Source organism: Pantoea latae, assembly GCF_002077695.1.
Classification (GTDB): domain Bacteria; phylum Pseudomonadota; class Gammaproteobacteria; order Enterobacterales; family Enterobacteriaceae; genus Pantoea; species Pantoea latae.
Window position 1 is genome coordinate 54,977 of sequence record NZ_MWUE01000007.1, and the last position, 23,168, is coordinate 78,144.

At 58.7% G+C, this 23,168-nt stretch carries 19 protein-coding genes and 2 tRNA genes; 5 read left to right on the forward strand and 16 right to left on the reverse strand.

Going from position 1 to position 23,168, the window contains the following annotated elements:
• Window positions 1-123 precede the first annotated feature (123 nt).
• The 14 genes from pnp to rlmE form a co-directional block, all read right to left on the reverse strand.
• Window positions 124-2,259: a polyribonucleotide nucleotidyltransferase gene (gene pnp, locus B2J69_RS04690; RefSeq protein ID WP_081136882.1), complete on the reverse strand. Its 2,136-nt coding sequence runs from the start codon at window positions 2,257-2,259 to the stop codon at window positions 124-126.
• 307 nt (window positions 2,260-2,566) lie between these two features.
• A complete protein-coding gene (rpsO, locus tag B2J69_RS04695) occupies window positions 2,567-2,836 on the reverse strand; it encodes a 30S ribosomal protein S15 (RefSeq protein ID WP_010615981.1) in 270 nt (89 codons plus the stop codon).
• Between the two features lie 119 nt (window positions 2,837-2,955).
• A complete protein-coding gene (gene truB / locus B2J69_RS04700) occupies window positions 2,956-3,900 on the reverse strand; it encodes a tRNA pseudouridine(55) synthase TruB (RefSeq protein WP_081136883.1) in 945 nt (314 codons plus the stop codon).
• Window positions 3,900-4,307 carry a 30S ribosome-binding factor RbfA gene (rbfA, locus tag B2J69_RS04705; protein WP_081137160.1) on the reverse strand — a complete coding sequence of 136 codons (408 nt, stop codon included), beginning with the start codon at window positions 4,305-4,307 and terminating at the stop codon, window positions 3,900-3,902. Before rbfA ends, truB begins: the two co-directional genes overlap by 1 nt.
• A gap of 65 nt (window positions 4,308-4,372) precedes the next feature.
• A complete protein-coding gene (gene infB / locus B2J69_RS04710; RefSeq protein ID WP_081136884.1) occupies window positions 4,373-7,060 on the reverse strand; it encodes a translation initiation factor IF-2 in 2,688 nt (895 codons plus the stop codon).
• Between the two features lie 17 nt (window positions 7,061-7,077).
• Window positions 7,078-8,565, reverse strand: coding sequence for a transcription termination factor NusA (gene nusA / locus B2J69_RS04715; RefSeq protein ID WP_081136885.1), 1,488 nt, complete (start codon window positions 8,563-8,565; stop codon window positions 7,078-7,080).
• Between the two features lie 24 nt (window positions 8,566-8,589).
• Complete coding sequence (gene rimP / locus B2J69_RS04720) at window positions 8,590-9,042, reverse strand: ribosome maturation factor RimP (RefSeq protein WP_033749310.1); 453 nt, start codon at window positions 9,040-9,042, stop codon at window positions 8,590-8,592.
• 209 nt (window positions 9,043-9,251) lie between these two features.
• A tRNA-Met gene (locus B2J69_RS04725) sits at window positions 9,252-9,328 on the reverse strand.
• Between the two features lie 59 nt (window positions 9,329-9,387).
• Window positions 9,388-9,474, reverse strand: a tRNA-Leu gene (locus tag B2J69_RS04730).
• A 48-nt stretch (window positions 9,475-9,522) separates the two neighbouring features.
• Window positions 9,523-9,852, reverse strand: coding sequence for a preprotein translocase subunit SecG (gene secG / locus B2J69_RS04735; RefSeq protein ID WP_081137162.1), 330 nt, complete (start codon window positions 9,850-9,852; stop codon window positions 9,523-9,525).
• Between the two features lie 216 nt (window positions 9,853-10,068).
• Window positions 10,069-11,403: a phosphoglucosamine mutase gene (gene glmM / locus B2J69_RS04740; RefSeq protein ID WP_081136886.1), complete on the reverse strand. Its 1,335-nt coding sequence runs from the start codon at window positions 11,401-11,403 to the stop codon at window positions 10,069-10,071.
• A 7-nt stretch (window positions 11,404-11,410) separates the two neighbouring features.
• Window positions 11,411-12,244 (reverse strand): dihydropteroate synthase, encoded by an 834-nt coding sequence (gene folP / locus B2J69_RS04745; RefSeq protein ID WP_081136887.1) that lies wholly within the window; start codon window positions 12,242-12,244, stop codon window positions 11,411-11,413.
• 82 nt (window positions 12,245-12,326) lie between these two features.
• On the reverse strand, window positions 12,327-14,252 hold the full coding sequence (ftsH, locus tag B2J69_RS04750; protein WP_081136888.1) for an ATP-dependent zinc metalloprotease FtsH: 1,926 nt from the start codon (window positions 14,250-14,252) through the stop codon (window positions 12,327-12,329).
• 112 nt (window positions 14,253-14,364) lie between these two features.
• On the reverse strand, window positions 14,365-14,994 hold the full coding sequence (gene rlmE / locus B2J69_RS04755; protein WP_081137164.1) for a 23S rRNA (uridine(2552)-2'-O)-methyltransferase RlmE: 630 nt from the start codon (window positions 14,992-14,994) through the stop codon (window positions 14,365-14,367).
• Between the two features lie 126 nt (window positions 14,995-15,120).
• On the opposite strand from rlmE, the gene yhbY reads away from it, so the two are divergent.
• A complete protein-coding gene (gene yhbY / locus B2J69_RS04760; RefSeq protein ID WP_081136890.1) occupies window positions 15,121-15,414 on the forward strand; it encodes a ribosome assembly RNA-binding protein YhbY in 294 nt (97 codons plus the stop codon).
• 121 nt (window positions 15,415-15,535) lie between these two features.
• Here the strand turns inward: yhbY and greA are convergent, their stop codons facing one another.
• On the reverse strand, window positions 15,536-16,012 hold the full coding sequence (greA, locus tag B2J69_RS04765) for a transcription elongation factor GreA (protein ID WP_081136892.1): 477 nt from the start codon (window positions 16,010-16,012) through the stop codon (window positions 15,536-15,538).
• Window positions 16,013-16,262: 250 nt separating this feature from the next.
• Between greA and dacB the strand changes: the two genes are divergently transcribed.
• From dacB to pmrB, 3 genes are read left to right on the forward strand one after another with little or no spacing between them, the layout of a single operon-like run.
• Entirely contained in the window at window positions 16,263-17,696 is a 1,434-nt protein-coding gene (gene dacB, locus B2J69_RS04770; RefSeq protein WP_081136894.1) for a serine-type D-Ala-D-Ala carboxypeptidase, read from the forward strand.
• A 3-nt stretch (window positions 17,697-17,699) separates the two neighbouring features.
• Window positions 17,700-18,362, forward strand: coding sequence for a two-component system response regulator PmrA (gene pmrA / locus B2J69_RS04775; RefSeq protein ID WP_081136896.1), 663 nt, complete (start codon window positions 17,700-17,702; stop codon window positions 18,360-18,362).
• On the forward strand, window positions 18,359-19,417 hold the full coding sequence (gene pmrB, locus B2J69_RS04780; protein WP_081136898.1) for a two-component system sensor histidine kinase PmrB: 1,059 nt from the start codon (window positions 18,359-18,361) through the stop codon (window positions 19,415-19,417). The genes pmrA and pmrB overlap by 4 nt, the downstream gene beginning before the upstream one ends.
• Here pmrB and B2J69_RS04785 read toward each other — a convergent pair whose 3' ends face one another.
• Window positions 19,418-21,649 (reverse strand): TonB-dependent siderophore receptor, encoded by a 2,232-nt coding sequence (locus B2J69_RS04785; protein WP_081136900.1) that lies wholly within the window; start codon window positions 21,647-21,649, stop codon window positions 19,418-19,420.
• A 274-nt stretch (window positions 21,650-21,923) separates the two neighbouring features.
• Here B2J69_RS04785 and fes point away from each other — a divergent pair, with 274 nt between their 5' ends.
• Window positions 21,924-23,135 (forward strand): enterochelin esterase, encoded by a 1,212-nt coding sequence (gene fes, locus B2J69_RS04790; protein ID WP_081136902.1) that lies wholly within the window; start codon window positions 21,924-21,926, stop codon window positions 23,133-23,135.
• Window positions 23,136-23,168: the final 33 nt, after the last annotated feature.

A 23,168-nucleotide genomic window follows, 5' to 3' on the forward strand; every position in this document is an offset into this window, starting at 1 on the left:
CCCGAATACAAACATTAGGATAACGCTCCTGTCATCCGGCTGCTGTGCACAAGGATTCCCGCCCTCGCGATGACACAAACGCCTCTCCCATCCACGATGGGATAAGGAGAGGCAAACAGGGAATTACTCTGCGTCTGGCGCGCTGGTCACAACAGCTTCTTCGCCCTGCGGCTTAGACTCTGTCGCTTCTTTGATGCTCAGACGGACGCGGCCCTGACGGTCCACTTCCAGTACCTTAACCGGCACTTCCTGGCCCATCTGCAGGTAGTCGGTCACTTTCTCTACGCGCTTGTCGGCGATCTGAGAAATGTGCACCAGACCTTCCTTGCCGCCGCCAATGGCGACGAAGGCGCCGAAGTCGACGATACGGGTCACTTTACCGCTGTAAACACGGCCCACTTCGATCTCGGCGGTGATCTCTTCGATGCGACGAATCGCCTCTTTCGCCTTCAGACCGTCGGTCGCCGCGATTTTCACGGTGCCGTCGTCTTCGATCTCGATAGTGGTGCCGGTCTCTTCGGTCAGCGCGCGGATCACGGAACCGCCTTTACCGATCACATCTTTGATCTTGTCTGAATTGATCTTGATGGTGTAAATGCGCGGCGCGAACTCAGAGATTTCCTGACGCGGCGAGCTGATCGCCTGCTCCATCACGCCCAGGATGTGCAGACGCGCACCTTTGGCCTGATTCAGGGCAACCTGCATGATTTCGCGGGTGATACCTTCGATTTTGATGTCCATCTGCAGCGCGGTGATGCCGTCGCGGCTACCGGCTACTTTGAAGTCCATGTCGCCGAGGTGATCTTCGTCGCCGAGGATATCGGAGAGCACCACGAACTTCTCATCTTCTTTCACCAGACCCATCGCGATGCCGGCAACGGCCGCTTTGATCGGCACGCCTGCATCCATCAGCGCCAGAGAGGCACCGCAGACGGAAGCCATAGAAGAAGAACCGTTGGATTCGGTGATCTCAGAGACGACGCGAACGGTGTACGGGAACTCTTCCTGCTTCGGCATCACTGCCAGCACGCCACGCTTCGCCAGACGACCGTGGCCGATTTCACGGCGCTTCGGCGAGCCGACCATGCCGGTTTCGCCGACAGAGTACGGAGGGAAGTTGTAGTGGAACAGGAAGCTGTCGGTGCGCTCGCCCATCAGCTCGTCCAGGTTCTGTGCGTCGCGCGCGGTACCCAGCGTCGCGGCGACCAGCGCCTGCGTTTCGCCACGGGTGAACAGCGCGGAGCCGTGCGTGCGCGGCAGAACGCCGGTGCGCACATCCAGACCACGGATCATATCTTTTTCACGGCCGTCGATACGCGGTTCGCCGTTCAGGATACGGGTACGCACCACGTTCTTTTCCAGGCTGTGCACGATGTCGCCGATTTCAGCGTCGTCCAGCGTCTCATCTTCCGCCAGCAGCGCAGCGATGGTTTCGTCTTTGATGACGCCAACCTGAGTGTAACGCTCTTGCTTGTCGGTGATGCGGTAAGCGTCGCTGATGCGCGCTTCAGCCAGTGCGGCAACGCGTGCGATCAGCGCGTCGTTAGCCGGCTCAGGCTGCCAGTCCCAGCGCGGTTTACCCGCTTCGGCGACCAGTGAATTGATGTTTTCGATCACAACCTGCTGCTGCTCGTGGCCGAACACCACGGCGCCCAGCATCTGATCTTCGGTCAGGATTTCCGCTTCGGATTCCACCATCAGCACCGCATTCTGGGTGCCAGCAACCACCAGATCCAGACGAGACTGTTTGATTTCGTCAGCGGTCGGGTTCAGCACGTACTGATCGTTGATGTAGCCCACGCGCGCGGCGCCGATTGGACCGTTGAACGGCAGGCCAGAGAGCGCCAGCGCGGCGGATGCGCCGATCATCGCAACGATATCCGGGTTAACCTGCGGGTTAACAGAAACGACGGTGGCGATAACCTGCACTTCGTTGACGAAGCCTTCCGGGAACAGCGGACGGATCGGGCGGTCAATCAGACGCGCGATCAGGGTCTCGCCTTCGCTTGGACGGCCTTCACGACGGAAGAAGCTGCCCGGGATACGGCCAGCAGCGTAGGTACGCTCCTGGTAGTTCACGGTCAGCGGGAAAAAGTCCTGGCCTGGCTTGGCTTTCTTCTGGCCGACAACAGTAACGAATACGGCGGTGTCGTCCATGCTGGCCATAACGGCTGCGGTGGCCTGGCGTGCCATCATGCCGGTTTCCAGCGTGACGGTATGCTGACCATATTGGAATTGACGTACGATCGGGTTCAGCAAAATGAATTCCTTAACTTCGGGGCGACGCCTCTCTGGCGCGCCATGGATTACCGATCTTCAGCTGCATCCTCGCGACTAATGACAACCCTTAACCGAATCTGCGGTAAAGCCTCTCATTAGCCGCGCGAACCTCTGCAAACGAAGATCACTCACTGCAACAATACATGAGTTTGGTCCGGATTGCTGCGCATTGCTCGAAAAAAGGGGCCATAAAGGCCCCCTTTTCGTGAAACTCGCACGAATCTGATCGCAAGACGCGTTTTTTCGCAAACTCTCTGCGCTACATCCTTGATCAGATTCTTCAGACTTAGCGACGCAGACCCAGGCTTTCGATCAGGCTGGTGTAGCGAGCAACGTCTTTACGCTTCAGGTAGTCCAGCAGCTTACGACGCTGGGATACCATGCGCAGCAGACCGCGACGGCTGTGGTGGTCTTTTTTGTGCTCAGAGAAGTGACCCTGCAGGTGGTTAATCTGAGCAGTCAGCAGTGCAACCTGAACTTCAGTTGAACCGCTGTCGTTAGCGCCACGACCGTATTTGGCAACGATCTCTGCTTTAGCTTCTACGCTTAGAGACATAATAAACTCCAGTAATAAATGAATGTATGGGTGCCGATCTCTAATTCAGCTACCCGCTTTAAAGCCGCGCTATTCTACTCTTCGCCCGATGGCAACGCAAATGGGACGTTAAGCTAAGGTTACGCGGGATACTCCACCACCAGACGACGCGGCGCGACGCGTCCGTCGTCGGCGATTTCCGCCATGCCGATAAATTTCTGCGCATCGCCTTCGGTGACGCGCACCAGCCCGCTTTGCGGCGCATCTGCAGCCTGAACCGGCATGCCTTGCTTAAACGAGGCGGCAGCAGCGGCAGAGATATTCACCTGCGGAAAATCTTCCGCCGGGCTGTCCATCGGCAGCAGCAGCGCGTCAAGCGGCGCGTAGTCCGGCGTCTCCGCCGCGTTGACCGTTGCCGCTATCGCCTGCAGCTGCTCCAGCGTCATCATCTTCTCAATCGGGTAGCGCGCCACCTGCAAACGACGCAGCATAATAACGTGTGCGCCGCAGCCGAGCTTTTCGCCCAGATCGTCGATGATGGTGCGAATATAGGTGCCTTTGGAAACGTGAATTTCCAGCTCCAGCTCACTGCCTTCCCAGCGGATAAACTGCAGCTCGAACACGGTGATCGGACGCGCGTCGCGCGGCACGGTAATGCCTTCGCGCGCGTACTCATAGAGCTTGCGCCCCTGATACTTCAGCGCCGAAAACATGGTCGGCACCTGCATCGTCTCGCCGCGGAAACTCTCCAGCGCCGCATCCAGATCCGCCTGGCTAAAGGTCACCGGACGGGTCTCGATCAGATTGCCGTCGGCGTCGGAGGTGTCGGTGCGCTCGCCGAGGCGTGCGATGACGCGATAGCGTTTATCCGAGTCGAGCAGGTACTGAGAAAACTTGGTGGCTTCGCCGAGGCAGATCGGCAGCATGCCGGTCGCCAGCGGATCGAGCGCGCCGGTATGGCCCGCCTTGTTAGCGTTGAACAGGCGCTTTACTTTTTGCAGCACATCGTTAGACGACGCGCCCTGCTGTTTATCCAGCAGGAACACGCCGTGGACGTCGCGACCGCGACGACGAGGACGACTCATTAGTCCTCCTTGTCATCTTCCGCCGGGTTTTCACCGCGACGCTCGACATCGTTCCGGATCACATTAGAGACCAGGTTCGACATGCGCATACCTTCAATCAGCGAGTTATCGTAGAAGAAGGTCAGCTCCGGCACGATGCGCAGACGCATCGCCTTGCCGAGCAGGATACGAATATAGCCAGACGCCTCTTTCAGCGCTTTCAGGCCGTTTTTCACCGCATCCTCATCTTTATCGTTGAGGAAGGTGACAAATACTTTGGCATAAGCGAGATCGCGCGACACTTCCACGCCGGATACCGTCACCATCATGCCGAGACGCGGATCTTTAATCTCGCGCTGCAGAATGATGGCGATCTCTTTTTGCAGCTCCTGCGACACGCGCTGTGGACGGCCAAATTCTTTCGCCATAATCATCTCTCCAAAATAATTCGGGAGGCCAGCGGCCTCCCAAATTGCAACACATCGCGTAATGCTTATTCGATGGTGCGCTTAACTTCAATCACTTCGAACACTTCGATCATATCGCCAACGCGAACGTCGTTGTAGTTCTTCACGCCGATACCACATTCCATGCCGTTACGCACTTCGTTGACGTCATCTTTGAAGCGACGCAGAGATTCCAGCTCGCCTTCATAGATAACCACGTTGTCGCGCAGGACGCGGATCGGGTTGTGACGTTTGATGTTGCCTTCGGTGACCATACAGCCCGCGATCGCGCCAAACTTCGGTGACTTGAACACGTCACGCACTTCCGCCAGACCGATAATCTGCTGTTTGAACTCCGGCGCCAGCATACCGCTCATCGCCGCTTTCACTTCGTCGATCAGATTATAGATGACGGAGTAGTAACGCAGGTCAACGTTTTCAGCATCGATGACGCGACGCGCAGAGGCATCAGCACGCACGTTGAAGCCGAGGATAATGGCGTTGGAGGCCGCGGCCAGCGTTGCGTCGGTTTCGGTGATCCCACCAACGCCCGAACCGATAATCTTCACCTTCACTTCGTCGGTGGAGAGTTTCAGCAGCGAGTCGGAGATCGCTTCCACAGAGCCCTGGACGTCGGACTTCAGCACGATGTTCAGCTCGGAGACTTCGCCTTCGGTCATGTTGGCGAACATGTTCTCCAGCTTCGCCTTCTGCTGACGCGCCAGTTTCACTTCGCGGAACTTGCCCTGACGATAGAGTGCGACTTCACGCGCTTTCTTCTCGTCACGCACCACGGTCGCTTCGTCGCCCGCTGCCGGCACGCCGGAGAGGCCAAGGATTTCCACCGGAATAGAGGGACCCGCTTCCAGCACTTCACGGCCCAGTTCGTCACGCATCGCACGCACACGGCCATATTCGAAGCCGCACAGCACGATGTCGCCTTTGTTCAGGGTACCTTCGCGCACCAGCACGGTAGCGACCGGACCACGACCTTTATCCAGGAAGGATTCGATTACCACGCCGCTCGCCATGCCTTCACGGATCGCGGTCAGCTCCAGCACTTCCGCCTGCAGCAGAATGGCGTTCAGCAGATCGTCGATGCCGGTGCCGGCTTTCGCCGAGACGTTGACGAACATGTTTTCGCCGCCCCACTCTTCCGGAATGATGCCGTACTGGGTCAGTTCGTTCTTCACGCGATCCGGATCGGCTTCCGGCTTATCGATTTTGTTGACGGCAACCACCACCGGCACGCCCGCTGCTTTCGCATGCTGGATTGCTTCGATGGTCTGCGGCATCACGCCGTCGTCAGCCGCCACCACGAGGATAACGATATCCGTCGCCTGCGCACCACGCGCACGCATCGCGGTAAACGCGGCGTGGCCCGGGGTATCCAGGAAGGTGATCATGCCGTTGTCGGTTTCAACGTGGTAAGCACCGATATGCTGGGTAATGCCGCCCGCTTCGCCAGAGGCGACTTTGGTTGAACGGATGTAGTCCAGCAGCGAGGTTTTACCGTGGTCGACGTGGCCCATGATGGTCACGACCGGCGCGCGGGATTCCTGCGCAGCGTCGGTGTCGCGATCGCTCATTACCGCTTCTTCCAGCTCGTTCTCGCGGCGCAGGATCACTTTGTGACCCATCTCTTCCGCAACCAGCTGAGCCGTTTCCTGATCGATCACCTGGTTGATGGTCGCCATCGCGCCCATCTTCATCATCGCTTTGATGACCTGGGAACCTTTCACCGCCATTTTGTTCGCCAGTTCGGCTACGGTGATGGTTTCGCCGATGATAACGTCGCGGTTAACCACCTGAGCGGGTTTGTTGAAGCCCTGCTGCAGCGCGCTCGGTTTACGATGCTTGCCGCCTTTGCCGCCGCGAATCTGCGCGCGCGCTTCTTCACGATCGGTTTTGGCTTCAGAGTGCTTGTTGCCTTTTTTCGCCGGACGCGCCGCTTTAGCGGTGGTGCGCGCACGCGCGCGACCCGCTTCTACCTGACGGTCGTTTTCGTCTTCCGCCTGACGGGCATGAGTTGAAGTGGTGACGTGATAGTCGCCCTTATCTTCTTCCTCAGGTTTTTCCCATTCAGCCGATTTTTCTTCAGCCAGGCGGCGCGCTTCTTCAGCAACGCGGCGAGCGTCCTCTTCCAGCTTACGGCGCGCTTCTTCTTCCGCTTTACGCTTCAGTTCAGCCGCTTCCGCTTCGCGACGGGCTTTGTCGGACTGCGCAGCCTTGGTCATATCGTCGGTTTGATGATTCGTCACTTTTTCTTTTTCCGCTGCTTCACGCTTCGCCTTTTCAGCGGCTTCGCGCTTGGCTTTCTCTTCGGCATCACGTTGCGCTTTTTCTTCAGCTTCGCGACGGGCTTGTTCTTCCGCCTCGCGTTGCGCCTTTTCTTCCGCTTCACGCTGAGCCTGGGCTTCTGCTTCTGCCTGTTCAGCTTCCGCATCACCTTTTACATAGGTGCGCTTTTTGCGGACTTCGATTTGCACCGATTTACTTTTACCCCCGGTGCCTGGGATATTCAAGGTACTGCGTGTCTTACGCTGCAATGTTAACTTGCTTGAGCCGGTCTGACCATGCTCGCGATTGAGGTGAGACAGTAAAGTTTCTTTCTCTTGCTGCGTGACCGCGTCGTTCTCCGACTTGCGGATCCCTGCGTCAGCGAATTGCTGAACCAGGCGATCGACCGGGGTCTGAATCTCTGCGGCCAGCGATTTTACGGTTACATCTGTCATGCTGTTCCTTCCTGTTATTACGCGTCATCGCCGAACCAGCAGATATTTCGCGCGGCCATAATCAGCGCGCCGGCTTGCTCATCATTCAGCCCTTCAATATCCGTCAGGTCGTCGACACCTTGCTCGGCGAGATCTTCCAGCGTGCAAACGCCTTTCGCCGCCAGGCGGTACGCCAGCGTACGATCCAGGCCGTCGAGATTCAGAAGATCCTCAGCAGGCTCCTGATTACCACGGCTCTCTTCTTTCGCCAGCGCCAGGGTGGTTAACGCATTTTTGGCTCGTTCACGCAGGGCTTCTACGGTCTCTTCGTCCAGACCATCAACGTCCAGCAGCTCGTTGATCGGCACGTATGCCAGCTCTTCCAGCGAAGAGAAGCCCTCTTCCACCAGTACGGTGGCGAACTCTTCGTCGATGTCGAGATGTTTAGTAAACATATCGATAGCAGCATGCGCTTCGGCCTGGTGTTTCGCCTGCAGATCATCGACGGTCATCACGTTCAGCTCCCAGCCGCTCAGCTGTGAAGCCAGACGCACGTTTTGGCCGTTACGGCCGATCGCCTGAGCCAGATTGCCGGCTTCAACAGCGATATCCATAGTGTGGTTATCTTCGTCAACCACAATCGACGCCACGTCGGCCGGGGCCATGGCGTTAATTACAAACTGCGCCGGGTTGTCGTCCCACAGCACGATATCGATACGCTCGCCGCCCAGCTCGCTGGAAACGGCCTGCACGCGCGCGCCGCGCATGCCGACGCAGGCGCCGACCGGATCGATGCGTTTGTCGTTGGTTTTCACCGCGATTTTAGCGCGTGAGCCCGGATCGCGAGCCGCCGCTTTAATCTCGATGACTTCTTCGCCGATTTCCGGCACCTCAATGCGGAACAGTTCGATCAGCATTTCCGGCTTCGAGCGAGTCACGAACAGCTGCGCGCCGCGCGCTTCCGGACGAACGGCGTACAGCACGCCGCGAATACGGTCGCCCGGGCGGAAATTCTCACGCGGCAGCATATCTTCACGCAAAATCACCGCTTCGGCGTTGCTGCCGAGATCCAGGGTGATATTGTCGCGGTTTACTTTCTTCACCACGCCGGTGATGATTTCGCCTTCGTGCTGGCGGAACTGATCGACCACCATCGCGCGCTCAGCTTCGCGCACTTTCTGGACGATAACCTGTTTCGCGGTCTGGGTGGTGATGCGGTCAAAGGTGACCGATTCGATCTGATCCTCGACGTAGTCGCCCAGATTGAACGCTTCATCCTCGAAGCGGGCTGCTTCCAGCGTGATCTCGCGCGTCGGCTGCGTCACTTCTTCTACGATTTCCCAACGACGGAACGTATCGAAGTCGCCGCTTTTACGGTCGATGCTGACGCGAACGTCAATCTCTTGCTCGTACTTCTTCTTGGTTGCAGTTGCCAGCGCGCTCTCCAGCGCTTCGAAGATTTTCTCACGCGGCAGGGCTTTTTCGTTAGAAACGGCTTCTACAACAGCTAAGATCTCTTTGTTCATCCTGGTTAGCCTCAATCCGGACTTTTAAAAGTGGGGGACCAGGTTCGCTTTCTGAATATTGCTCAGCGCGAACACCTCATCTTTACCCTCAACGGTCACCGTCACCATCTCGCCGTCAACCGACTTGATGATGCCCTGCCACTTGCGGCGGTTCTGTACCGCCATGCGCAGGACCAGACTGACTTCTTCGCCGGTATACCGCACGTAGTGTTCTGCGGTAAACATCGGGCGATCCAGTCCCGGTGAGGAGACTTCAAGGTTGTAAGCCACGGTGATGGGATCTTCCACATCCAGCACCGCGCTTACCTGGTGGCTGACATCCGCGCAATCATCGACATTGATGCCATCTTCACTATCAATATAGATGCGCAGGGTTGATGTGCGACCGCGAACGAATTCAATACCGACCAGTTCATAGCCGAGCGCTTCTACCGGAGCCGATACCAGCTCTGTCAATTTTTGCTCTAATGTGGACAAGCCCACCCCCAAGACATAAAAAAAGGGCTTAATAGCCCAGTGTTGCGATTTCCTGATAACAAAAAACCCCGAAAATTCGGGGCTTTTTGTGACTGGACCCTGTACGCCGCTATGCGGCTCGGCACCGTCCAGAAGAATTTTTTTCAAAACTCGCTGCGATGCGCCCGTCGATGCATACAGTATATTTGAAAAAGAACTCTAAGGGAAAGTGGTTGCGGGGGCCGGATTTGAACCGACGACCTTCGGGTTATGAGCCCGACGAGCTACCAGGCTGCTCCACCCCGCGTCCGAAAACGTGACGAATGTTACGCTGATCTTGCGATTTTTGCAAGTAAAACTCAGATTTGGTACCGAGGACGGGACTTGAACCCGTAAGCCCAATCGGGCACTACCACCTCAAGGTAGCGTGTCTACCAATTCCACCACCTCGGCACTGTTCAGACCGCGACTTGAATCTGTCGCGTCGCAAGCATGACGAACTTATTTAGGGATATCGTTACCCGGCGCCGCCGGTTGTGCTGGCTGAGTCGTTGACTGAGCCGGCGCAGACAGATTTTCCCACTCGCTTCCCTTTGAAGTCTTATTGGTGTTCAGGTTACCCAGAACCAGGCTGATGATGAAGAACAGCGCGGCGAGAATGCCGGTCATGCGAGTCATGAAATTACCTGAACCCGTAGAACCGAACAGCGTGCCGGATGCGCCTGCACCGAATGAGGCTCCCATATCAGCGCCTTTACCTTGCTGCAGCATAATCAAACCCACGAGGGCGATGGCCACAATAAGGAAAACAACTAAAAGAGCTTCGTACATAATCAACCTGTTTCCTTGCGCGATAACCGCACAGTTAAGCTTCAGCCAGTATAGATGGGCCGTGTCGTCATCACCCATCAGAAGCGGGTGTGAATACTAACCAAAGGCGCATCCCTCTGCAAGGGTAATTTTCTTTGCCGCAGCTGACTGCGGAAAAAAGCGCCATCATGATGATTTTAACGGCGGATCGGCGTAAAAACCGCCGCCGTCAGCGTCTTAAACCGCCTTCACCTGCTCGGCAATACGGTGCGCCAGCTCGGTTACCTGGGCTTCGTTTTCCCCTTCCACCATCACGCGGATCAGCGGCTCGGTGCCCGATTTGCGCAGCAGCACGCGTCCGCGCCCCGCCAGGGTTTTCTCCACCTCCGCCGTCACGCTTTTCACCGCGTCGTCTTCTAACGGGTCGCCTTCGCCGCTAAAGCGGACGTTGACCAGCACCTGCGGCAGCATCTTCATGCCGCTGCACAGGTCGTGCAGGCTCATATGGTTGCGCACGATTGCAGTGAGCACTTGCAAACTTGCCACAATGCCGTCGCCGGTGGTGGTTTTATCCAGCAGGATAACGTGGCCGGAGTTTTCCGCGCCGAGACGCCACTTCTTCTCCTGCATCTTCTCCAGCACGTAGCGGTCGCCCACTTTGGCGCGCGCAAATGGAATGCCGAGCTGCTTCAGCGCCAGCTCCAGACCCATATTGCTCATCAGCGTACCGACCACGCCGCCGCGCAGCTGGCCCTGACGCAGCCCTTCACGCGCGATGATATAGAGGATCTGATCGCCGTCGACCTTCTCGCCGAGGTGGTCGACCATCATGATACGGTCGCCGTCGCCGTCGTAGGCCAGCCCCAGGTCAGCCTTCTCCGCCAGCACGCGCTGCTGCAGCATACGCAGGTCGGTCGCGCCGCACTCTTTGTTGATATTCATGCCGTCAGGCTGGGTGGCGATAGCGATAACGGTGGCGCCCAGTTCGCGCAGCACGTTAGGCGCGATGTGATAGGTGGCGCCGTTGGCGCAGTCGACCACGATTTTCAGGCCGTTCAGGCTCAGCTCGCTCGGGAAGGTGCCCTTGCAGAACTCGATGTAGCGGCCCGCGGCATCGACGATGCGGCTGGCGCGGCCCAGTTCGGCGGATTCGACGCAGGTCAGCGGCTTCTCCATCTCCAGCTCAATCGCCTCTTCTACCTCGTCCGGCAGCTTGGTGCCCTCGGCGGAGAAAAATTTAATGCCGTTGTCGTCAAACGGGTTGTGCGACGCGGAGATAACGATGCCCGCTTCGGCGCGGAAAGTGCGCGTCAGATAGGCGATGGCCGGCGTCGGCATTGGCCCGGTAAAGGCGGCGGAGAGACCTGCGGCCGCCAGGCCCGCTTCCAGCGCCGACTCCAGCATATAACCAGAGATACGGGTGTCTTTGCCAATCAGTACCTTTCTGGAGCCGTGGCGCGCCAGCACCTTGCCCGCCGCCCAGCCCAGCTTCAGTACGAAGTCAGGGGTGATTGGCGCTTCGCCGACCTTGCCGCGAATGCCATCTGTACCGAAATATTTACGATTACTCATGCCTTAATTATCCTTTTGCTCTCCGTGTCGCTTCGACAACGCGCATCGCCTCGACCGTCTCTTTAACGTCATGTACACGAATGATCTGCGCGCCCTGCATGGCGGCGATCACCGCGCAGGTCAGGCTGCCGGTCAGGCGCTGCGACGGCCCGACATTCAACAGCTGACCAATCATAGATTTACGCGACATGCCCACCAGCAGCGGCAGCGCAAAATGGTGAAAATGGCTCAGGTGGGCCAGCAGCTCATAATTGTGGTTGAGATTCTTACCGAAACCGAAGCCAGGGTCGAGCAGCAGATTCGCTTTTTTAATGCCGGCAGCCTCGCAGCGCGCAATCTGATCCACGAAGTAAGCGTCCACTTCGCTCACCACATTTTGATACTCCGGCGCCTGCTGCATGGTGCGCGGCTCGCCCTGCATATGCATCAGGCAAACCGGCAGGTCGACCGCCGCCGCCGCTTCAAGGGCGCCAGGCTCCGACAGCGAACGAATATCGTTAATGATGTGAGCGCCCGCTCGCGCCGCCTCGCGGATCACCTCTGCCTTTGAGGTGTCGACGGAGATCCACACCTCAAAGCGCTGGGCAATCGCCTCGACGACCGGAATGACGCGCGCCAGCTCTTCGTCGACGCTGACCTCGTCCGCGCCCGGACGCGTCGACTCGCCGCCGACGTCGATAATGGTGGCGCCTGCGTTGACCATCTCATTGGTGTGCGTGAGCGCTTCTACCAGCGAGTTATGCTTTCCACCATCGGAGAAGGAGTCCGGCGTGACATTCAAAATACCCATCACATGGGGAAACGAGAGATCGAGATGGGCATCACGGGCGTACAACTTCATGGGGAAAATCTCCTCTGATTACCTGATTACGGATGTAAAAAACCCCGGACCAGCCGGGGTTTTTGCAAGGGTGAAAACCCTGTTATTTGTCGAACTGCTCTGACATGGTGTTGCCAGGATTCGGGGTGCGCGGCTCATCGACAGGACGCGGCGCCTTCGGCGTGCCGTTGCTGTCGGAGTTGCTGCCCGGATCTTCCCAGCCTGCCGGCGGACGCACTTCGCGGCGCGCCATCAGGTCGTCGATCTGCGGCGCGTCGATGGTTTCATACTTCATCAGCGCGTCTTTCATCGCGTGAAGGATGTCCATGTTCTCGCCCAGAATACGGCGGGCGCGCTGGTAGTTGCTGTCGATCAGGTGCTTCACTTCCTGGTCGATAATGCGCGCGGTTTCGTCGGACATGTGTTTCGCTTTCGCCACTGAACGGCCGAGGAACACTTCGCCCTCTTCTTCCGCATACAGCAACGGACCGAGTTTTTCCGAGAAGCCCCACTGCGTCACCATGTTGCGCGCCAGGTTAGTGGCCACTTTGATGTCGTTAGAGGCGCCGGTGGAAACGTGTTCCGCACCGTAGATAATCTCTTCCGCCAGACGGCCACCGTACAGCGTCGAGATCTGGCTTTCCAGCTTCTGACGGCTGGCGCTGATCGCATCCCCTTCCGGCAGGAAGAAGGTCACACCCAGCGCGCGACCGCGCGGAATAATCGTTACCTTGTGCACTGGATCGTGTTCCGGCACCAGGCGACCGATAATGGCGTGGCCCGCTTCGTGGTAGGCAGTCGACTCTTTCTGCGCTTCCGTCATCACCATGGAGCGACGTTCCGCACCCATCATGATTTTGTCTTTCGCTTTCTCGAACTCTACCATCGACACCACGCGCTTGTTGCCGCGCGCGGCGAACAGCGCCGCTTCGTTCACCAGGTTAGCGAGATCCGCACCGGAGAAGCCCGGCGTACCGCGCGCGATGATGCCTGCGTCGATATCGGTCGCCAGCGGCACGCGGCGCATATGCACTTTCAGGATCTGCTCACGGCCACGCACGTCCGGCAGACCGACCACAACCTGACGGTCAAAGCGGCCTGGACGCAGCAGCGCCGGGTCGAGAACGTCTGGGCGGTTCGTGGCGGCAATAACGATAATGCCTTCATTGCCTTCGAAACCGTCCATCTCTACCAGCATCTGGTTCAGGGTCTGTTCACGTTCGTCATGACCGCCGCCCAAACCGGCGCCGCGCTGACGACCGACGGCGTCGATCTCATCGATAAAGATGATGCAGGGCGCAGCTTTCTTCGCCTGTTCGAACATGTCGCGCACGCGAGAGGCGCCGACGCCGACAAACATCTCAACGAAGTCAGAACCGGAAATGGTAAAGAACGGCACCTTGGCTTCGCCCGCGATGGCTTTCGCCAGCAGGGTTTTACCAGTACCTGGCGGGCCCACCATCAGCACGCCTTTCGGGATCTTACCGCCCAGCTTCTGGAAACGGCTCGGTTCGCGCAGATACTCGACCAGCTCGCCCACTTCCTCTTTCGCTTCGTCGCAGCCTGCCACGTCAGCGAAGGTGGTTTTGATCTGATCTTCCGTCAGCATGCGCGCCTTGCTCTTGCCAAAGGACATCGCGCCTTTGCCGCCGCCGCCCTGCATCTGACGCATAAAGAAGATCCACACGCCAATCAGCAGCAGCATTGGGAACCAGGAGATGAAGATTGAAGCCAGCAGGCTCGGCTCTTCCGGCGGTTCGCCAACCACTTTGACGTTTTTGGTCAACAGGTTATCGAGTAACTTGGGATCATTGACAGGAATGTAGGTCGTGTATTTATTACTGTCTTTCTTGATTACGTTAATCTCACGCCCGTTAATACGTGCCTCGCGGACCTGATCCTGGTTCACTTCCGACAGGAAGGTTGAATAATCAACCCTACGGCCATTCGACTCGCTGGGCCCAAAGCTCTGGAATACTGACATCAGCACGACCGCGATGACTAACCAGAGAATCAGGTTTTTCGCCATGTCACTCAAGGGATTAACCTCATATTACAACGGTGTTAACAGACAGCGTAGGGTACTATATATCCTTCATACATGGAATCGCGGCTGGTGGGCTGCAACTTCATCAATTGGGCTATAGTTTGCGCCCTGTCGCCACAATGTACACTTCGCGCGAACGTGATCGCGAAGCGTCCGGCTTACGAATTTTCACTTTCGTAAACAGGGAGCGAATTTCCCGCAGGTATTCATCGAAGCCATCTCCCTGAAACACTTTCACTACAAAACTGCCGCCCGGTGCCAGGATATCCCGACACATTTCGAGCGCCAGTTCAACCAAATACATCGAACGGGGAATATCCACTGCCGGCGTCCCGCTCATGTTGGGCGCCATATCCGACATGACCACCTGAACTTTTTGATCGCCTACGCGTTCAAGCAGCGCTTTGATCACCGATTCTTCACGGAAATCGCCCTGAAGGAAATCGACGCCGACGATAGGATCCATAGGCAAAATGTCGCAGGCGATAATGCGCCCCGACGCGCCGATTTGCTGCACCACATATTGTGACCAGCCGCCCGGTGCCGCCCCCAGATCTACCACGGTCATACCGGGTTTGAAAAGCTTGTCACCCTGTTGTATTTCATCAAGTTTAAACCAGGCGCGCGAACGCAACCCTTTTTTCTGTGCCTGAAGCACATATTTATCGCTAAAGTGTTCCTGTAACCAGCGGCTGGAGCTGGCCGAACGCTTTTTACCCGTCATAATTTTCTCAACTAAATCGTCATCGCAGCGATAAACCTGCACGCAATGGGTTGCGTTGATTTGGTGATAACCCCGAGATGGCGGTAGAATGAACCGTTTTCAATCCCTGAGTAAGCAAAAAATACGATGAATCTAAGTACCAAACAAAAACAGCACCTGAAAGGCCTCGCCCATCCACTGAAACCGGTGGTGATGATCGGCGGCAACGGCCTGACCGAAGGCGTGCTGGCCGAAATCGAATCCGCACTGGAACATCACGAACTGATCAAGGTGAAAGTCGCCTCGGAAGATCGTGAAACTAAACAGCTGATCGTTGAGGCTATCGTGCGTGAAACCAAAGCCAGCAACGTGCAGGTGATCGGTAAAACGCTGGTGCTGTATCGCCCCTCTAAAGAGAGCAAGATTTCTCTGCCGCGCTAACGCGCATGCCGGGCAACCGGCCAAAGAAAGTGCCATGCTCCCGCATGGGTTAAAAGGCCGCATCGCGGCCTTTTCCATTCTTTACATTAAGCTGTAACGCTTTTCAAAGCGTAGCTCTCTCTTAAAGGTATTCCACTTTAAGAATTTCGTACTCGACGTCGCCGCCCGGGGTTTTGATGATGGTCACATCATCTGCTTCTTTACCCACCAGGCCACGCGCCATCGGCGAATTCACCGAAATCAGATTTTGCTTAAAATCCGCTTCGTCATCGCCCACGATGCGATAGGTCGACTCTTCGTCGGTCTCGGTGTTCAGCACGGTCACGGTCGCGCCGAAAATTACCCGGCCGGTGTTCGGCATCGCCGTAACGTCGATAACCTGCGCGTTAGAAAGCTTGGCTTCGATCTCCTGGATACGGCCTTCGCAAAACCCCTGCTCTTCACGCGCGGCGTGATACTCCGCATTCTCTTTCAAATCGCCGTGCTCGCGTGCTTCGGCGATTGAGGCGATGATGCGCGGGCGCTTCACGGTTTTCAGTTCGTTCAGCTCTTCGCGCAGCTTCTCGGCGCCCCTTAACGTCATCGGAATCTGATTCATTTAAGCTCCTCGCTCTCTTTCCTGTTTTAACGGCGTCGTCCTGACCAGTGTCCACAGAAAAACCGGTTCTGCAGGGCCTGACCCTCGTTTTGCAAATAAAAGAATCCTGACCCGGAAAAGGTTCCAGGCCAGAAAGTGGTTTTGCATTTTGATACGTATTTTAACTCAGAGTTCCCTGTGGGTCATCGTTTACTTTCTACCGCTGCGGGACGTAGTATTGACGCCTTCACCTGCCAGTTACCGCGAGATTATGCGATTTTCACGACTTGTTACCGGACTAACCTGTGCGTTTATGCTGCAGGCACAAGCAGCGCCCGTTGATGAATACATGCAGTATTTGCCAGATGGTGCCAATCTGGCGTTGATGGTGCAGAAAGTGGGCGCCAGCGCCCCGATAATCGACTATCACGGTAAGCAGATGGCGTTGCCCGCCAGCACCATGAAGGTCATCACCGCGCTGGCGGCGCTGCTGGAGCTGGGCGGCGACTTTCGCTTCCAGACCACGCTGGAAACCAAAGGCGCCATCAGCGACGGCACGCTCAACGGCGATCTGGTGGCGCGTTTCGCCGGCGACCCGACGCTGAGCCGTCAGGATCTGCGCAACATGGTCGCCGCGCTGAAGAAACAGGGCGTCACCCATATTAAAGGCAACCTGGTGATCGACACCTCGGTGTTCGCCAGCCATGACATGGCGCCGGGCTGGCCGTGGAACGATCTGACGCAGTGCTTCAGCGCGCCGCCGGGCGCGGCCATCGTCGATAAAAACTGCTTTTCCGTTTCGCTCTACAGCGCCAGTGCGCCGGGCGACACCGCCTTTGTGCGCATCGCCTCCTACTATCCCGCGCATATGTTCAGCCAGGTGCGCACCCTCGGCCGCAACAGCGGCGAAGGGCAATACTGCGAGCTGGACGTGGTGCCGGGTGAACTCAACCGCTACACGCTCACCGGCTGCATGCGCCAGCGCGCGGAGCCGCTGCCGCTGGCGTTCGCCGTGCAGGATGACGCCGCCTGGGCGGGAGAGATCCTCAAGCAGGAGCTGCGCCAGGCCGAGATCGACTACAGCGGCCATCTGGTGCGCCAGACGCAGGTGACCTCGCCGGGCACCGTGCTGGCCTCGACGCAATCCGCGCCGCTGCATTCTCTGTTGCATACTATGCTGAAAAAGTCGGACAACATGATCGCCGACACGGTATTCCGCACCATCGGACACCACTACTTCAACGTGCCGGGCACTTTCCGCGCCGGATCGGACGCCATTCGTCGCATCCTGCGCGAGAAAGCCAACGTGGATTTAGGCAACAGTATTCAGGTGGATGGTTCGGGTCTGTCGCGCCACGATCTCATCGCGCCGGACACCATGATGCAGGTGCTGCAGTACATCGCGAAGAACGACGCGACGCTGGACTATATCTCTATGCTGCCGCTGGCGGGCCATGACGGCACGCTGCTCTATCGCGGCGGTCTGCATGAGGCGGGCGTCGACGGCAAAGTCTCGGCGAAAACCGGCTCGCTGCAGGGCGTTTATAACCTGGCCGGCTTTATCACCACCGCCAGCGGCGCGCGCGTCGCCTTTGTGCAGTTCCTGTCGGGCTACGCGGTGCCGCCGCAGGATCAGCGCACGCGACGCGTTCCGCTGGTGCGCTTCGAGAGCCGACTCTATCGGGATATCTACCAGAATAACTAGCGCATGAAAATATTGATCGTTGAGGATGATGTATTGCTGCAGGCGGGCCTGACGCAGGCGCTGAGCAGCCAGGGCTACGCCGTTGACGGCGCCGCCAGCGCCGCCGAGGCGGATGCGCTGCTGCACAGCGCGCAGTACAGCCTTATCGTGCTGGATCTCGGCCTGCCGGATCGCGACGGCAGCGATCTGCTGCGTCAGTGGCGGCGATCCGGCGTCGATCTGCCGGTCTTGATCCTCACCGCGCGCGACGCGCTTGACGATCGCGTTGAGGGGCTTGACGCCGGCGCCGACGACTATTTGATCAAGCCGCTGGCGCTGGCGGAGCTGCAGGCGCGGGTGCGCGCGCTGATCCGCCGCTATCAGGGCCGCAGCGATAATCTGCTGCAGCAGGGCGATTTGACGCTCAATCTCTCTTCCCAGCAGGTATTGCTGGAGAACCAGCCGCTCGACGTGACGCCCAAAGAGTTCGCGCTGCTGACGCGGCTGCTGATGCGCGTCGGACAGAACGTGCACCGCGAAACCCTGCAGCAGGATCTCTACAGCTGGCAGGACGACACCGGCTCCAACACGCTGGAGGTGCATATCCACAATCTGCGCCGCAAGCTGGGCAAAGATCGTATCAAAACCGTGCGCGGCGTCGGCTATCGGCTGGAGAACCGCGAATGAACAGCATGCGTCAGCGCCTGCTGATTATGCTGGCGCTGATCCTGCTCACCTGTCAGATCATGAGCGCCTTCTGGCTGTGGCACGAAAGCCGCGAGCAGATCAGCTTCCTTGTCAACGAAACCCTCTCGGCGAAGGCGCGCAACGATCGCGTCGAAAATGAGATCCGCGAAGCCATCGCCTCGCTGCTGCTGCCCTCTGTGGTGATGGTCGGCCTGACGCTGGTGCTCTCCTTCTGGGCGATTAGCTGGATCGTGCGTCCGCTGCGCGCCCTGCAGACCAGCCTGGCGCAGCGCTCCGCCGATAACCTGACGCCGCTCGCCATTCACTCCGATATGGAAGAGGTGGTGGCGGTCACTGGCGCGATCAACCAGCTGCTGGCGCGCCTCGATCATACCTTACAGCAGGAACGGCTCTTCACCGCAGACGCTGCCCATGAGCTGCGCACTCCCCTCGCCGGCCTGCGCCTGCATCTTGAACTGCTGCAGCAGCAAGGGGTGCCGCACAGCGAGATGCTGGTGGCGCGCATCGATCAGCTGATGCACACCGTGGAACAACTGCTGATGCTGGCGCGCGCCAGCCAGGCGTTAGCCAGCGGCCATGCGCAGCCGATTCACTGGCAGGCGGACATTCTGCAGCCGCTGCAGCCGGAAATGCGCGAGCTGGCCGATCAGCGCCAGCAGCGGCTGCGCTGGCCAGCGTCAGAAGTGGCGCCGAGCCAGGGCGAGCCGGTGCTGCTGCGTCTGCTGCTGCGCAATCTGCTGGAGAATGCCTCGCGCTACAGCCCAGCGGAGAGCGAGATTACCATTACGCTGGAAGCGCGCGACGGCAATATCATACTGAGCGTGATGGACGAAGGACCCGGCATCGATCCCGATGCGGCGGAGGAGCTAACCAAAGCGTTTCGCCGGCGCGATCAGCGCTACGGCGGCAGCGGGCTGGGGCTGAATATCGTGCTGCGCATCCTGCAGATGCACTATGGCGAGCTGAAGCTCATCAATCGCAGCGATCGCAGCGGGCTTATCGCCCGCTGCGTGCTGCCGTTGCGGCTTAACTGATTAGAACTGCGTGTTCAGGCTGACGTAGTAAGTCCGGCCTGATTCGTTGTAGGTATTCGCGCCCGCGCCATACAGGTAAGAATTGGTGGTGGCGTTGCCGGTGGTCTGGGCGTTGCCCTGACGGAAGTGGCGCTTATCGAACAGGTTGTCGATGCCGACCGTCACGCTGGCGTACTTATTCACGTCATAGGTGCCGCTCATGCCGACTACCGAGTAAGGGCTGACCTCTTCGGTGGCGCTGCCGGTGACCGCATTGCCTTTGTAGTCATACTTCTTCGGCACCTGCTTGCCGTACCAGGTGAGCGTGGTTTGCAGCGACAGATCCTGGGTTGCTTGCCAGCTCAGCGTGGAGTTCAGCGTATAGTCGGGAATAATCGACAGGCGATCGCCGGTCTCTTTATTCTTGCTCTGCAGCATATAGGTGAAGTTGTTGTTCCACGCGATGCTCTCCGTCACCGGAATATTCACCGTGCCTTCCAGCCCTTCCACCACCGCTTTCGGCACGTTCTCCCACTTATAAATGTCGGTGGTGCCGTTTGACGCTTTGCCGGACGGCGCATAGCCCGCCTCGATCTTGTTGCGATAGTCGTTGCGGAACCAGGTCAGACCCGCCTGATAGCCTTCATGCTTCCACTCCAGCCCAATCTCTTTATTGATGCTGTTTTCCGCTTTCAGATCTTTATTGCCCTGCAGATAACAGGCGCCGGTGCTGGCAGCGCAGCCCTGTCCGTTGCTGTAGAGCAGATAGTTAGGGTTGGTCTGGTAGAGGCTCGGCGCTTTATAGGCGCGGCCGATACCCATCTTCAGCGTGAAGTCGTCACCTAAGCCCTGCGAGAGGTTAAGCGACGGGCTCCAGTTATCGCCGACGATAGAGTGGTGATCAAAGCGCAGGCTCGGCGTCAGCATGGTGCTGTCGGTCAGCTCCATATTGTCTTCGGCGAACAGCGAGAAGATTTCCGCCTGCGAATAGGGGCTGCGGCCAGAGCTGGAGATGCCCGGCACCGAGCCGTTCGAGGCGGCCTGCGTGGTCGACGAGGGATCCTTCATGCGCTGCTGGTTCCACTCGGTGCCGAAGGTCGCGGTCTGACTCACCAGCAGTTCGAACGGCACGCTGATCTCGCTGTGCAGCAGCACGTCGTCCAGCTGGATGGTATTGAAGCCGCTGTTGGAGAAGATGCCTTCGGTGCCGCCGGCCAGCCCTTCGTTGATGCGTGAGTTGCGCGTATTTTCATAGCGCGCATAGGTATTGGTGCTGATGCCGTTGTCCCAGGCGCCGGTCCACTTCACGGCGAAATTCTGGCGATAGAGGCGGTTGGTCTCTTTGCCGTAGAGGCTTTTCACCAGCGCGCTGGTGTTGGTGTTCTGGGTGTCGCCGGAGTAGAGGTTGCCCTGGCGGCTGTAGCCCGCCTGGAACTCCAGCGCCTGCATCGGCGCGAACGCCCAGCGCAGCATGGCGTTGATGTCTTTATTCACCACCCCTTCGCGGCCCGCCGGATAGCTGCCGGCGTAGCTGCCGGTGCGCTCCGCCGCGTGACCTTCATTGATGTCGTAGGCGTCCGCCTGGGTTTTCGCCAGGTTGCCGTAGAGGCGGAAGCTGACGTCGTCGCCCAGCGGCCCTTCCAGGCTGAAGTTGGTGCGGCGTGTCGCTCCTTCGTCTTTGTGCTCCGGCACGTTGTAGTAGGCGTTCCACGAGCCGTGCCACTGCTGGTCATCATATTTTTTGGTGATGATATTCACCACGCCGCCTGCCGCGCCGTTGCCGTAGCGCACCGCCGCCGGGCCGCGAATGACGTCGATGCGCTCGATCATCTCCGGCGGCACCCAGTTGGTATCGCCGCGCGTATCGCGCTCGCCGCGCCAGCCGAGACGCACCGAGTTGCGGCTGGAGACCGGCATGCCGTCCACCAGAATCAGGGTGTTCTCCGGCCCCATGCCGCGAATATCAATCTGACGGTTGTTGCCGCGCTGGCCGCTGGTGGAGTTGCCGGTCAGGTTGACGCCCGGCATGGTGCGGATAATTTCCGACACGTCGCGCGCAGGGGGACGCTTTTTGATCTCGTCCGCGGTAATGGTGGAGACGCCCGGCGCCTGCAGGTTCTGCTGCGCGGCGCTCACCACCAGCGTGTCGTCGTGCGAAGTAGAAGAGGTGCTGGTGTCGGCAGCCTGCACGCTGGTGGCGGCAAGGCCGAGTTCAATCAGAATGGCTAATGACAAACGGGATAATTTAGGCATTTTTTATGTTCCTGGATTGCCGGCGGAAACCAGATGTCTCCTGCAGGCGCGCCGGTGAAAGAGTCATTCTCTGCAAGCAAGCATTCCAGCCGCACCCAGGCCCTCCTTCGCGGAACATCCGCCTGACAACACAGGCTGATGAGGCTGGCGGAACGCGCGCGCTCCTGGTGTCGGAGCGGGAAACACCCTATTGCAAATGCAAATAATTATCAATAGTATTATTCATAACATCTGCGCAACGCTGCGCGCATCGGGTCCAGTAAATAGTGCATTTATGACGTGGTTAACGAATGAAACCGGCAGTGACGCCTGGTGGCAGACTTTACAGCAGCAGGGCCTGCCCCTGATTGAACCCGCCCGCGACGGCGCATGCGACGTCACCTTCTTCTGGCGCGATCCGCAGGGAAGCGAAACCACCTCGTCCACCCGCCGCGTCTGGATCAATATCACCGGCGTTACCGATCATCATCAGCGCGCCGCGCCTCAAAGCTTCGATCATATCCCCGGCACCGACGTCTGGTTCTGGCGCACCCGGCTGCCCGCCAGCTGGCGCGGCAGCTATTGCCTGATGCCTGACAGCGATCCTGTCGACTTCGACGGCGAAGCGGATATGGCGACGCTGCGCGCCTGGTGGAGCCAGAAATTCCCCACCGCGCAACAGGATCCGCTTAATCCGCTGCGCGGCTGGTCAGGCGGACGCGGCATGCGCGTGTCGCCGCTGCACCTGCCCGACGCGCCCGATCAGCGCGTCTGGGAAGCAGTCGACAGCGGTCGCGCGCCGACGCTGCCGCTTCAGCACCATATCTGGCAGAGCGCGCGCCTCGGCAATCGCCGCTCGGTCTGGATCTACGCCACCGGCGAGGTGCAGCCGAGCGAGCGTCCGCTGGCGCTGCTGCTGGACGGCCAGTTCTGGGCCAATAGCATGCCGATCGCCTGGCCGCTACAGCAGCTCACCGACGCCGGCGAACTGCCGCCGGCGGTCTACGTGATGATCGATATCATCGATCGCGAACACCGCAGCCGCGAGCTGCCCTGTAATCCCGACTTCTGGCTGGCGCTGCAGGAGGAGCTGCTGCCGCAGCTGCAGGGCTGGGCGCCGCACCGCGTCAGCGCCGCCGAGACGCTGGTCAGCGGCCAGAGCTTTGGCGGGCTGGCGTCGACGTACGCCGTGCTCAACTGGCCGCAGACGTTCGGCGGCGCCATCAGCCTTTCCGGCTCGTTCTGGTGGCCTGCGCGCGGCGAGCCCAACGGCAGGCTGATCCAGCAGCTGCAACAGGGCGACTACTGTCACGCGTCGTCGCGTTTCTATCTGGAGGCGGGACACCGCGAACACCTGATTTTTAAAGCAAACCAACAACTCCAACAGGACCTGTCCGCCGCAGGACATCAGGTCATTTTCCATCCGGTCGACGGCGGTCACGACGCGCTCTGCTGGCGCGGCGGCCTGCTCAACGGACTGAAAGCAATGTGGCAACATCTTCTTTAAATCGCCTGGCTAGCCCGACTGTTGCGGGCAGGA